The sequence below is a fragment of the Mesocryomonas lacus genome (assembly GCF_055730105.2).
The window spans coordinates 79,513-92,185 of record NZ_JBUZWF020000007.1; the positions used below are offsets into that span (position 1 = coordinate 79,513).

The 12,673-nt window shown below is 68.9% G+C and carries 10 protein-coding genes; 3 read left to right on the forward strand and 7 right to left on the reverse strand.

The annotated features are described in order from the left end of the window. Positions 1–2: 2 nt before the first annotated feature. The 6 genes from ACZLZQ_RS20650 to uraH form a co-directional block, all read right to left on the reverse strand. Complete coding sequence (locus ACZLZQ_RS20650; RefSeq protein WP_472950975.1) at positions 3–1,088, reverse strand: ABC transporter permease; 1,086 nt, start codon at positions 1,086–1,088, stop codon at positions 3–5. Then, complete coding sequence (locus ACZLZQ_RS20655) at positions 1,078–2,631, reverse strand: ABC transporter ATP-binding protein (RefSeq protein WP_472950976.1); 1,554 nt, start codon at positions 2,629–2,631, stop codon at positions 1,078–1,080. The genes ACZLZQ_RS20650 and ACZLZQ_RS20655 overlap by 11 nt, the downstream gene beginning before the upstream one ends. Beyond that, positions 2,615–3,532 (reverse strand): xanthine dehydrogenase accessory protein XdhC, encoded by a 918-nt coding sequence (gene xdhC, locus ACZLZQ_RS20660; RefSeq protein WP_472950977.1) that lies wholly within the window; start codon positions 3,530–3,532, stop codon positions 2,615–2,617. Before xdhC ends, ACZLZQ_RS20655 begins: the two co-directional genes overlap by 17 nt. A 196-nt stretch (positions 3,533–3,728) precedes the next feature. Beyond that, on the reverse strand, positions 3,729–6,134 hold the full coding sequence (gene xdhB / locus ACZLZQ_RS20665; RefSeq protein WP_472950978.1) for a xanthine dehydrogenase molybdopterin binding subunit: 2,406 nt from the start codon (positions 6,132–6,134) through the stop codon (positions 3,729–3,731). Beyond that, positions 6,134–7,576 (reverse strand): xanthine dehydrogenase small subunit, encoded by a 1,443-nt coding sequence (xdhA, locus tag ACZLZQ_RS20670; protein ID WP_472950979.1) that lies wholly within the window; start codon positions 7,574–7,576, stop codon positions 6,134–6,136. The genes xdhB and xdhA overlap by 1 nt, the downstream gene beginning before the upstream one ends. 2 nt (positions 7,577–7,578) lie before the next feature. Beyond that, entirely contained in the window at positions 7,579–7,935 is a 357-nt protein-coding gene (uraH, locus tag ACZLZQ_RS20675; protein WP_472936019.1) for a hydroxyisourate hydrolase, read from the reverse strand. A 370-nt stretch (positions 7,936–8,305) separates the two neighbouring features. Between uraH and puuE the strand changes: the two genes are divergently transcribed. Genes puuE through ACZLZQ_RS20690 form a run of 3 tightly spaced genes read left to right on the forward strand, consistent with a single transcriptional unit; the run spans position 8,306 to position 11,246 of the window. Beyond that, on the forward strand, positions 8,306–9,730 hold the full coding sequence (gene puuE / locus ACZLZQ_RS20680) for an allantoinase PuuE (RefSeq protein ID WP_472950980.1): 1,425 nt from the start codon (positions 8,306–8,308) through the stop codon (positions 9,728–9,730). Further along, entirely contained in the window at positions 9,727–10,746 is a 1,020-nt protein-coding gene (alc, locus tag ACZLZQ_RS20685) for an allantoicase (protein ID WP_472950981.1), read from the forward strand. Before puuE ends, alc begins: the two co-directional genes overlap by 4 nt. Beyond that, positions 10,746–11,246 carry an ureidoglycolate lyase gene (locus ACZLZQ_RS20690; RefSeq protein WP_472950982.1) on the forward strand — a complete coding sequence of 167 codons (501 nt, stop codon included), beginning with the start codon at positions 10,746–10,748 and terminating at the stop codon, positions 11,244–11,246. The genes alc and ACZLZQ_RS20690 overlap by 1 nt, the downstream gene beginning before the upstream one ends. A gap of 644 nt (positions 11,247–11,890) precedes the next feature. Here ACZLZQ_RS20690 and ACZLZQ_RS20695 read toward each other — a convergent pair. Continuing rightward, positions 11,891–12,592: a DUF1868 domain-containing protein gene (locus ACZLZQ_RS20695; RefSeq protein WP_472950983.1), complete on the reverse strand. Its 702-nt coding sequence runs from the start codon at positions 12,590–12,592 to the stop codon at positions 11,891–11,893. Positions 12,593–12,673: the final 81 nt, after the last annotated feature.

The following is a 12,673-nucleotide window of genomic DNA, read 5'->3' on the forward strand; positions in this document are numbered from 1 at the left end:
CGTCATGCCGGCACCTTCGATGCGGTGCCCGGCTTGCCCCAGACCGGCCGGAACCGGACGAGAATGTCGGCCGCCAAAAGGAAGAACAGCATCATCGCCTGGAATACACCGGTCGCCGCCGCCGGCAGTCCGATCGTCGTCTGCGCGCTCTCGCCGCCGACATAGGTCAACGCCAGCACCAGCGCGGCGACGAGGATGCCGACGGGGTGCAGCCGGCCAAGGAAGGCGACGATGATCGCGGTGTAGCCGTAGCCGGTCGGGAAGGCCGGCACCATCTGCCCAAAAGGTCCTGAAACCTCCAGCACGCCGGCAAGGCCGGCCGCGCCGCCGCCCGCGAGCATGGCGAGCCAGACCGTGCGCTTCTCGCGGAATCCGCCGAAGCGGGCAGCGTTCGGCGCGAGGCCGACGACGCGGATCTGGTAGCCGGTCAGGCTGCGCGACAGGACGAACCAGGCCGTCAGCGCAAGCGCTGCGGCAATCGGCACGCCGATGTGGACGAGCGTGCCGGAAATCACGATCGGCAGCGTCTGGTCGGCGGAGAACAGAACGGTCTGCGGGAAGTTGAAGCCCATCGGGTCCTTCCAGGGCCCGCGCATCAGATAATAGAGCAATTGGATCGCCACATAGTTCAGCATCAGGCTGGACAGGATCTCGTTGACGCCGAGCCGCGTGCGCAGGAAGGCCGGCACGGAGGCCCAGGCCATACCGCCGAGTATGCCGGCCAGGATCATCAGCGGCAGGATCCAGCCGCCGGTCATCTCGTGCGTCGCCAGCGCGACGCCGGTGCCGGCAAGACCGCCGAGCACATACTGACCCTCGGCGCCGATGTTCCAGACATTGGCGCGAAAGCCGATGGAAAGGCCGGTCGCAATGATGGCGAGCGGCGCCGCCTTCACCAGGATGTCCTGCCAGCGATAGGCCGACAGCAGCGGCGAGACGAAGATCGTCTGGACGGCGCCGAGCCCGTCGAAGCCGAGCAGCGTGAAAGCGATGGTACCGAGGAGGATCGTCGCCGCGACGGCGATCACCGGGGCGGCGACGACCATGCTGCGGCTCGGGGCAAGGCGCGGCTCCAGCCTAGGCAGCATGGACGGCTCCGATCACGTCGGCCGACAGCGGCGGCGGCGGTACGTCGCTGCCGTGCACGCCGCCCATCAGGAGGCCAATCTCCTCGATCGACACGCCCTTCACGTCCGTCGCCCGGCTGAGCCGGCCGCCGTTGATGACGGCGATGCGGTCGCAGAGTTCCAGCAGCTCGTCGAGATCCTGGCTGATCACCACGATCGACGCGCCCTTGGCGACGAGGTCGATCATCGCCTGGCGGATAAAGCCGGCGGCGCCGGCATCGACGCCCCAGGTCGGCTGGGAGACGACCAGCACCGCCGGCTCCTGCAGGATCTCGCGGCCCATGATGTATTTCTGCAGATTGCCGCCCGACAGGCTCGACGCGAATGAGCGCGGCCCGGTGGTGCGCACCGAGAAAGCCTCGATCACCTTGGCCGCATAGGCCCGCGTCGCGCCCTGGCGCAGCAGGCCGCCGATCGACAGCCTCTTCCGGCCGCGGGCCGACAGGATGGCGTTGTCGGAAAGGCTCATGCCCGGAACCGCGGCGTGACCGTTGCGCTCCTCCGGCACCGAGGCGAGCCCCGCCTTGCGCCGGGCCTCAACGCCGAGCCTGTCGACCGGCTTGCCGTCGATGGAAATCCCGCCGCTGGACGGCTTTTCGCCCGACAGCGCCATCACCAGCTCGTTCTGCCCGTTGCCGGCGACCCCGGCGATGCCGAAGATTTCGCCGGCCCGCACACGGAAGGAAATTTCGTGCAGCGCCGTGCCGAAGGGCGGCTCACCCGGCGCCGACAGGCCCTCGACGGTGAAGCGATCGGCGCCGAACGTGCCGCCCTCCTTGTGCGACAGATCCTTCAGCGCGCCGCCGATCATCATCTCGGCCATCGAGCGCGCGGTTTCCGCACGGGGATCGCAGATTGCGACGACCTTGCCGAAGCGCAGGATGGTGGCGCTGTCGCAGAGCGCTTTGATCTCGGCGAGCTTGTGCGAGATGTAGAGGATCGAGCAGCCCTCGCTGGCCAGCTTGCGCAGGATCGTGAACAGCTTTTCCACCTCCTGCGGCGTCAGCACCGAGGTCGGCTCGTCCATGATCAGGAGTTTCGGCTGGGTCAGGAGCGCCCGCACGATCTCGATCCGCTGGCGCTCGCCGACCGACAGCGTGTGCACGAACCGGTGCGGGTCGAGCGCGAGATCGTAGCTCTCCAGCACCTTGCGCACCTTCGCCTCGAGCGCGGCGCGCGGCGGCGGGTCGTCCATGCCAAGCGCGATGTTCTCCAGCACCGTCATCGCCTCGAACAGCGAGAAATGCTGGAACACCATGCCGATGCCGAGTTTTCGAGCCTCGCGCGGGCTGGCGATCGAGACCTCCCGGCCGTCCCACAGCACCTTGCCCTCATCGGCCTTCTGCACGCCGTAGATGATCTTCACCAGCGTCGACTTGCCGGCCCCGTTCTCGCCGAGCAGGGCGTGGATCTTGCCGGGCTCGACGGCAAACGACACGTCCTCGTTGGCGGTGACGCCCGGGAAGCGCTTGGTGATGCGGGAAAGCTCAAGACGCGCGGGCATTGCGGGCTTTCGGATGGGGGCGCTTCGGCTCCGGTTCGATGCGCTCACTATTGCATTGCGATGTGCCTGTCGAAAAGCCACTGCCTAGCTTTTCCTCAGCCTTGGAGAGCAATGCCGCGATCAGCTCGGCGGCGGTCAGTGCGGCGATCACTTCCGGGCGTTTGTCGCGCACCGTCCCGCCGCCGATCGGCAAGGTCAGCCCCTCGATCAGATGCCCCTCGCCCGCCTCCGCCAGATACCGCCGGAACGTCTCGCGCTTCGTCGCCGAGCCGATCATGCCGACATAGGCGGCATCTCCGCGCCGCAGCGCGGCGGCCGCGATCAGGAAGTCGAGCGCATGGTCGTGCGTCATGACGAGGAAGGCCGAGCCCGAGGGCGCCGTGGCGACCTCGGCCTCCGGCAGAGCGGTGACGCGCGTTTCGCCGCCGCCCGGCCAGTCGGCAAAGGCCTCGCGGCGGGTATCGACGCTGCACAACCGGAACGGCAGCGGCGAAACGGCCAGCGCCAGCGCACGGCCGGTATGCCCGGCGCCGAAGATCAGCACCGCGGGCAGCTCCGCTGCGGCCGCTTCTTCCGCGGCGACCTCGGCCGCGAGCAGTCCTGCATCAAGCCGCGTCAGCGTCAGCGTCACATGCCCGCCGCAGCACTGGCCGATCGCCGGCCCGAGCGGGATCGCCAGCCGATCCTTGGCCGCGCCATCCAGCAGCATCGCCCGCGCCCGCTCGATCCCGACCATCTCCAGCGCCCCGCCGCCGACCGTTCCCGACAAGCTCTCCGCGGTCACGATCATCGCCGCCCCGGCCTCGCGCGGCGTCGAGCCCAGCGCTTGCGCAACGCGGACGAGGATCGCGGGCGTGCCGGCATCGAGGAGGGAGCGCAGGGAAAAGGATAGCGGCGTCATGCCGGCACCCAGGCGGCTGTGTGGTCGATCTCCCCCCTTGAGGGGGAGATGCCGGCAGGCAGAGGGGGGCGCCGTGGAGTGCCGAGGTTTGCGCCGGGCCGGCTCGGGACGCTTGAGCGGGGCTCGCCCCCCTCTGTCCTGCCGGACATCTCCCCCTCAAGGGGGGAGATCGGCCGATTGTCGACCGTCGCGACCTTCACTGCGCCCTCCGCACCATCTCGACGGCGGCGAGGATGCGTTCGGGCGTTGCCGGCGCGTCGAGGGTGGGGAACACTTTGCCCCCGCCGGCGGCCAGCACCGCATCGGTCAGCGCCGAGAAAACCGAGATGCCAAGCATCAGCGGTGGCTCGCCGACGGCTTTGGAGCGGTAGATGGTGGCGGCGCGGTTTTCGCCCTTCGACCAGAGAGAAATCCGCAGATCGTCCGGGCGGTCGTTGGCGGTCGGGATCTTGTAGGTGGAAGGCGCGTGGGTGCGCAGGCGCCCGGCTTTGTCCCACCAGAGCTCCTCGGTGGTCAGCCAGCCCATGCCCTGGATGAAGCCGCCCTCGATCTGGCCGAGATCCAGCGCCGGGTTCAGCGAGCGGCCGACATCGTGCAGGATGTCGGCGCGCAGCAGCCGGTTCTCGCCGGTCAGCGTGTCGATCACGACTTCCGAACAAGCCGCGCCATAGGCGAAGTAGTAGAAGGGCGTGCCGGTCGCGCTCTCGCGGTCGTAGGTGATGCCGGGCGTCGCGTAGAAGCCGGTCGAGGACAGCGAGATGCGGGCGAGATAGGCCTCGGCGACAAGGTCCGAGAAGCGCATCTCGCGGTTGCCGATCGTCACCCGGTTCGGCGCGAAGACGACGCTCTCCGTCGGCACGTGGTAGCGTTCCACTGCGTAGGCGATCAGCCGGTCCTTGATGGTGCGCGCGGCGGCCTGCGCCGCCATGCCGTTGAGGTCGGAGCCGGAGGAGGCCGCGGTCGCCGAGGTGTTCGGCACCTTCGCCGTCGTGGTGCCGGTGATCTTCACCCGGTCGACGTCGATCTGGAACTCCTCGGCCACGACCTGCGCCACCTTGGTGAACAGGCCCTGCCCCATCTCCGTGCCGCCATGGTTCAGCGCGACCGAGCCGTCCTTGTAGACATGCACTAGGGCGCCGGCCTGGTTGAGATGGCTGGTGGTGAAGGAGATGCCGAATTTCACCGGCGTCAGCGCCAGGCCCTTCTTCAGTATCGGGTTCGCCGCGTTGAATGCGGTGACCACGCGGCGGCGCGCGCGGTAGTCCGACGATGCCTCGAGCTCGGCGACGAGTTCCCCGATCACCGAGTCGGTGACCGCCATGTGGTAGGGCGTCTTCGCCCCAGCCTCGGGCGGGTAGAAATTGCGGAGGCGCACGTCGAGCGGATCGAGGCCGAGCGCGTGGGCGACATGGTCCATCGCCCGCTCGGTGCCGAGCATGCCCTGCGGCCCGCCGAAACCGCGGAAGGCGGTGTTGGAGACGGTGTGCGTCTTCAGCCGGCGCGAGCGGATGCGCGCCGCCGGCAGGACATAGGCGTTGTCGGCGTGGAACATCGCGCGGTCGGCGATGGCGCCGGAAAGGTCCTTGGAATAGCCGCAGCGGATGAGGTGCTGGATGTCGGCCGCCGCGATGACGCCCTCCTCGGACACGCCGAATTCGTAGCGAACGCGCGCCTCGTGGCGCTTGCCGGTCATCTCCATGTCGTCGTCGCGGTCGAGCCGGCATTTGGCCGGCCGCCCGGTCCTGGCCGCCACCAGCGCGGCGACGGCCGCGAACAGCGCCGGCTGGCTCTCCTTGCCGCCGAAGCCGCCGCCCATGCGCCGCACCTCGACCGTCACCGCGTGGTCCGAGAGGCCCAAGGCCTTGGCGACATTGTGCTGGACTTCGGACGGATGCTGGGTCGAGGAGCGCACCAGCATGTCACCGTCCTCCTGCGGGATGGCGACGGCGATCTGGCCCTCGAGGTAGAAATGATCCTGCCCGCCGATGTCGATCGACCCGGCGATCCGGTGTGCCGCGCCGGTCATGCCGGCGTCGACGTCGCCAAGCCGCATCTCGTGCGGCGACAGGAGATCCTCTCCCGCCGCGTCGGCCAGGCGCTCGGCCTCGTCGATCGAGATCGCAGCCGGCAGCTCCTCGTAGACGATCCGCGCCAGCACTGCCGCCGACCGCGCCGCGCCGAGCGTCTCGGCGGCCACGGCGAACAGTGACTGGCCGACATACTCCACGGTATCGACGGCGAAGATCGGGTCGTCGCCGAACACCGGCGAGTAGTCGTTCTGGCCGGAAATATCCGCCGCCGTCAGCACCGCCACGACGCCCGGCGCCGCGCGGACGGCGGCGAGGTCCATCGAGACGAGCCGCGCATGCGCCTTGGTCGACATCGCGATATAGACCTGCAGCATGCCCGGCAGCTCGGGATCGTCGTCGATGTAGCGGGCGGCGCCCGAGACGTGCCGGGCAGCGCTGTCATGCGCGAGGGGCTTTGCGACGCCGCCGCGGATCTCGGCGTCAAGCGCCGGCGGCAGTTCCTGCAGCACCGCGGGCGAGACGTCGCCCGCCTCGCCGCGGTCCTGGATCCGGGTCTCCGGCTCGACGCCCATCAGGCGACATCCAGGACGCGGGTGGCAAGGCCGCCGTCGTTCTCGATGAGGAAACGGCGCAGGAGGTTCTGCGCGACGCTCAGCCGGTAGGCGGCCGAGGCCCTGACATCGTCGAGCGGCGCGAAATCCTCGGCCAAAGCTGCCGCGGCCGCCTCGACCGCCACGGCATCGAAGGGCCGGCCGACCAGCGCGGCTTCCGCCCGCGCGGCGCGCTTCGGCGTTCCCGCCATGCCGCCGAAGGCGAGGCGCGCCTCGGCCACGACGTCACCGTCGAAGGTCAGGAGGAAGGCAGCGAGGACGGCAGAAATGTCGGAGTCGAAACGCTTGGAGATCTTGTGGCAGAAGAAGCGCTGGCGGGCGGCGATGCCGGGCACCTCGACCGCGGCGACGAATTCACCGGGCCGACGGTCCTGCTTGCCATAGGCCAGAAAATAGTCCTCCAGCGCGAGGCCCCGCATCTCGTCGCCGCAGCGCAGATGCAGCCTTGCGCCGAGCGCGATCAGCGCCGGCGGCAGGTCGCCGATCGGCGAGCCGTTGGCGATGTTGCCGCCGACCGTCCCGGCATTGCGGATCTGCGCCCCGGCAAAGCGGCGCAGCAGCTCGCCGAGCGCCGGGTGGATCGCGGCGAGCTTCTCGCGGGCGTCGCGGTGGGTGACGGCGGCGCCGATGAACAGGCTGCCGCCGGCCTCCTCGACATGGCGGAGATCCTCGACGCGCGAGACATCGATCAGAACGGGGAAGTCGCGGTGCTGCTTGGTGACCCACAGCCCGACATCGGTGGCCCCGGCGACCAGCACCGCGTCCGGATGCTCGGCATAGAGGTCGGCGAGCGCATCGACATTGTCGGGCGACAACCAGAGCCCGCCCGCGCCCTCATAGCGGAAGACGTCGCCAGTCTTCAGCGCCGCCAACTCGGACGCGAGAGCGGCATCTGCGGCGCGCATGTCCGGCAGCCGCGTTTCGGCAAGGCGCAGACCGGCGTCGATGATCGGGCCATAGCCGGTGCAGCGGCAGAGATTGCCGGCGATGGTGTCCTTGACCGCCTGCCGGTCGGCGAGAACCCCGTTCAGCCAGCCAGCATAAAGCTGCATGACGAAGCCCGGCGTGCAGAAGCCGCATTGGCTCGCATGGGTCTCGACCATTGCGGTCTGGACCGGGTGCGGTCCGTCCCGGCCGAGATGCTCGACCGTCTCGATCGCGCGGCCCTGCAGCGAGGGCACGAACTGGATGCAGGCGTTGACCGCCCGGCGGGTGACGCTGCCCGCCCCGTCCGGCTCGACCATCAGGACGGTGCAGGCGCCGCAATCGCCTTCCGCGCAGCCTTCCTTGGTGCCGGTCAGGCGCTCGGTCCGGCGCAGGTGCTCAAGGACGGTCGTCGTCGGCCTGGCGCCGTCGATGCGGCGCGGCTGTCCGTTGAGGACGAAGCGGATGGGATCGGCCATGGTCAGCTGCCCCGGTAGGTCGAGTAGCCGAAAGGCGAGAGCAGCAGCGGCACGTGGTAGTGTCGCGGCTCGGACATGGTGAAGCGCACGGCGATATCGTCGTAGAAGGGCGCGGCGCCCGAGGCCGGCATGGTGGCGGCGAGATAGGGCCCGGCGGCGAAGACGATCTCGTATTCGCCGGCAATGTCGCCTTCCAGCAGCGGCGTATCGCAGCGGCCGTCGGCATTGGTCTGGCGCGCCGTGATCTCGGTCCGCCGGCCGTCCTCGGCAATGCCGAACAGCGTCACCCCGAGCCCCGCCGCCGGGCGCCCGAGGCTGGTATCGAGGACATGCGTCGTCAGCCGACCCTGTTGCACCATGCGGACCCTTCCGAATTTGACCGTCTGGTCAGTGTGCAACGGCGGACTCTGCGCCGTCCAGAGGAAAGGGCGCCCGTCAAAGGCAAAGCTCCGGAGGCGTTTCAGAAAGATCGTCATCCCGGCCTTGAGCTCGGCGAAACCAACGGTTTCGCTGGGATCCATTCCTCTCACGCGGAAGCCCCTGTTCGAATCAGAACGCCGGAAGGTCCACCGTGCCCGACTTTGTTTAGCGATTTGGAATGGATCCCGGATCAAGTCCGGGATGACGAATTCATGGGGAGCCGCCGCACCCGGCATTTGACGACGACCCGCCGGTCGGGCCATGCAGGATAGGCCGCCGCAACGCGGCTGCACGATCATCGGAGCCGACATGCCCTCCTATCCCCGTGACATGCGCGGCTACGGCCGCACCCCGCCCGATCCACACTGGCCGGACGGCGCGAAGATCGCCGTGCAGTTCGTGGTCAACTACGAGGAGGGCGGCGAGAATGCGGTGATCCACGGGGACAAGGCGTCGGAGGCCTTCCTGTCGGAGATCGTCGGCGCGGCGCCCTGGCCGGGGCAGCGGCACATGAACATGGAGTCGATCTACGAATACGGCGCCCGCGCCGGCTTCTGGCGGCTGTGGCGGATGTTCACCGAGCGGGCGATGCCGGTGACGGTCTACGGCGTCGCGACGGCGCTGGAGCGGAGCCCGGAGATCGTCGCGGCCATGCTGGAGGCGGACTGGGAGATCGCCTCGCACGGGCTGAAATGGATCGACTACCGCGACCATGCCATCGAGGCAGAGCGGGCCGACATGGCCGAGGCGATCGAGATCCACACCGCCCTCACCGGGAGCCGCCCGACCGGCTGGTATACCGGCCGCTCCTCGGTCCACAGCCTCGACCTCGTCGCCGAAGAGGGCGGCTTCCGCTATGCCTCCGACGCCTATGCCGACGACCTGCCCTACTTCAAGGAAACGCCGTCCGGCCCGCTGCTGGTGGTGCCCTACACGCTCGACACCAACGACATGCGCTTCGCGACGCCTCAAGGCTTCAACTCGGGCGACCAGTTCTTCGCCTACCTGAAAGACTCGTTCGACGTGCTCTACGCCGAAGGCGAAGCCGGTTCGGCGAAAATGCTGAACATCGGCCTGCACTGCCGCCTCGTCGGCCGTCCGGGGCGCGCGGCGGCGCTGGCCCGGTTCCTCGATTATATCCAGTCCAAGCCGGACGTCTGGGTCGCCAAGCGCATCGAGATCGCCGAGCACTGGCACACGCACTTCCCCTATTCCCCGGGCCTGCGGCCGAGCGCAATGGACCGCGAGGCCTTCGTCGCCCGCTTCGGCGGCGTGTTCGAGCACTCGCCCTTCGTCGCCGAACGCGCCTTCGACCGCGGTTTTTCGGCCGCGCACGACAGCGCGCCCGGCCTGACGGTGGCGATGCAGGCGGCCTTCCGGCGCTCCAGTGCCGACGAAAAACTCGCCGTGCTCAAGGCGCATCCCGACCTCGCCGGCAGACTGGCACAGGCGGGCGAACTGACGGCGGAATCGGCGGGCGAGCAGGCCTCGGCAGGGCTCGACCGCCTGACACTGGGAGACCGCGCCCGGTTCGAACGGCTGAACGCGGACTATGTCGCCCGCTTCGGCTTCCCCTTCATCATCGCGGTCAGGGGCCGCACGACGGCGGAAATCCTCGCCGCCTTCGAAACGCGGATCGCCAACGACCGCGACACCGAGCTCGGCACCGCCGCCCGCGAAGTCGAGACGATCGTGGCCATCCGCATAGCCAGCATTTTCGGAGAACAAGCATGAGCGAGCGTTTCATCACGGCCCCGGAGGCGCCAGAGGCCGCCGACCTCCTGCGGCGCACGATCGACCTCGCCCATCCCCGCCTCGGCACCGAGGTGACCTACGCCACCGACGACTTCTTCGCCGACAAGAGCCGGCTGATCGAGCCCGCAGTGCCGGTCTTCTACCCCGACCGCTTCGACGACCACGGCAAGTGGATGGACGGCTGGGAATCGCGGCGCAAGCGCGTGCCCGGCCACGACTTCTGCGTGGTGAAGCTTGGCCAGCGCGGCCGCATCCATGCCGTCGACATCGACACCGCCTTCTTCACCGGTAATTTCCCGCCCGAAGCGATGCTGGAGGCGGCCGACACGGTGGGCGAGCCCGGCGAGGCCGACTGGACGGTGCTGGTCGACCGGCGCCCGCTCGCCGGCAACAGCCACAACGTGGTCGAGACCGCGCCGGACCGCGCCTTCACCTGGCTGCGCCTCCACATCTATCCCGATGGCGGCGTCGCGCGGCTGCGCGTCTACGGCACGATCGAGAAGGACTGGAGCCTCGTCGCGCCGGACGTGGTGCTGGACCTTGCCGCGCAGGAGAACGGCGGCACGGCGATCGCCTGGAACGACGCCCACTACGGCGCCCCCGCCAACATGCTGGCGCCCGGCAGAGCGCCGGTGATGAGCGACGGCTGGGAGACGGCGCGCCGCCGCCGGCCGGGCAATGACTGGTGCGTCATCAAGCTCGGCCATGCCGGCACCATCGAGCGGATCCTGTGCGACACAAAACACTTCAAGGGCAATTTCCCCGACCGGTTCTCGCTGAAGGCGGCGCGGCTCGACGGCGATCCGTCTGCCGCGGAGATCGAGGCCGTGAGCGCCGGCTGGCCCGTCCTCCTGCCGGAGACGAAGCTTGCCGCCGATGCCGTCGCCGAGTTCACGGCGCCATCCGGCGCCGTGCCGGTGACGCATTTGAGGGTCGACATCTACCCCGATGGCGGCATCTCGCGGCTGCGGCTATTCGGCCGGAAGGCCGGCTAATGGCGGCCGTCATTCTCGACGTCCTGCCGCTGACCATCGAGGCCTTCGAGCCTTTCGGGCAGGTGATCGAGCCGGACAATGCCGAGGAGATCCGCCTGATCAACGGCGGCACCACGACCCGCTTCCACGACCTCGCCAAGGTCGACGTCGGCACCGAGGGCGGCCGGCCGCTCATCAACATCTTCCGCGGCAAGCCGTTCTCGCTGCCGGTCGAGATCGCGATGATGGAACGCCATCCGCTCGGCAGCCAGGCCTTCGTGCCGCTGCACGACCGGCCCTTCCTGATCGTCGTGGCCCCCGACGAGGGAGGCCGCCCCGGCCGGCCGCAGGCCTTCGTCGCCGAGGGCGGCCAGGGGGTGAACTACGCCCGCAACACCTGGCACCACCCGCTGGTCTCGCTCGACGTGATCAGCGATTTCCTGGTCATCGACCGCGGCGGGGACGGCGATAATCTGGAGGAGGCGTTCTACGAGGCTGCGTTCCGGATCGAGGCACTGTAAGCGGGGCGACTTGGCATAAGCCTCCGGTGGCCGTGTTGCGCAGAGATGCAAACCCCGACGGTCGTCATCCTCGCGCGCAGCGCGGGGACCCATGCCGCCGCGATGAAGCGCCAATTCGGTGCCGGAGCGGCAGCGCAACAGTCGAGGCATGGGTCCCCGGCCTTCGGCCGAGGATGACGAATCTGCGGGGATTGGCAGCGCGTATCCCCGGTGCCAGGCGCTGCCTCGCGGAACCGACAAGCGAGATTAAAGGCGCAAACCCCGACGGTCGTCATCCTCGCACGCAGTGCGGGGACCCATGCCGTCGCGGTGAAGCGCCAATTCTGCGCCGGAGCGGCAGCGCAACAGTCGAGGCATGGGTCCCCGGCCTTTGGCCGAGGATGACGAATCTATGGGGATTGGCGGCGCGCACCCCGGTGCCAGGCGCGGCATCACGAACCGACAAGCGAGATTAATGGCGCAAACCCCGACGGTCGTCATCCTCGCGGGAAGCGCGGGGACCCATGCCGCAGCGCTGAAGCGCCAATTCGGCGCCGAGGCGGCAGCGCCGCCGTTGAGGCATGGGTCCCCGGCCTTTGGCCGAGGATGACGACTCTGCGAGGGGGGCGACGCGCCAAAACCTATGCGACTTCCCGCCCTGCCCCTCACGCCAGGACCAGCAGTTCCTCGAAATGATTCATGTCGGCGAAGCGGCAGAAGGCCGGCGGGCGGAGTTCGAGCACCGGGGCGTCGCGCTGCAGGTTTGCCAGTTCGGCGTCCAGCATCTGCTGCCACGCCGACAGTTCGTCGTCCCGCAACCAGTCGATCATGTAGGCGAAGGTCATGTGGAAACGGTAGTCGTCGTGATGCCGATGGCGATAGCCGAACGGCACCGTCAGGGCGTCTCGCCAAGCACGCAGCACTGCCTCGTCCCGATCCGTGGCTCCCGCCAGTTGCAGGCCGTTCGGCGTCACGCCGACGACCGCGACGTCGAAGTCACCGCAGCCCGCAAACCCTTCTAGACGCCGGTGGTAGTCCTCGGTCAGTTCGGCGATGTCGGCATCGACAGGCTGGTCCTTGGGCCAGTAGGCGGGCGTTCGCCGGGTTTCCGTCAAGCCCTCGAACAGCGTCATGTGAAGGCTCTCGACCGCCGTGAAGGCGAGTTTGCCCGGCGGCGCGAACGCCATCAGCCGCGACCGTGCGGCCATCACCACTGCTGCCGACGGCGATCCCTCGACGAGATGGCAGACGACGGTATTGCCGTGCTCGGGCTGGAAATGGCCGTTGTGGTCGTAGCGGGACCCGAGGTGGGGCGGCGGTTCGGCATGGCTAGCGGCGCGGAATCGTTCGAGGTCGGGATAGGCCATGCCAGTCTCCGGAAAGTCCCAGCCGATCGGCGGGGTCGGCCGCGGTACACCCGTGACCCGACAGTCATGTGACAGGCCAAT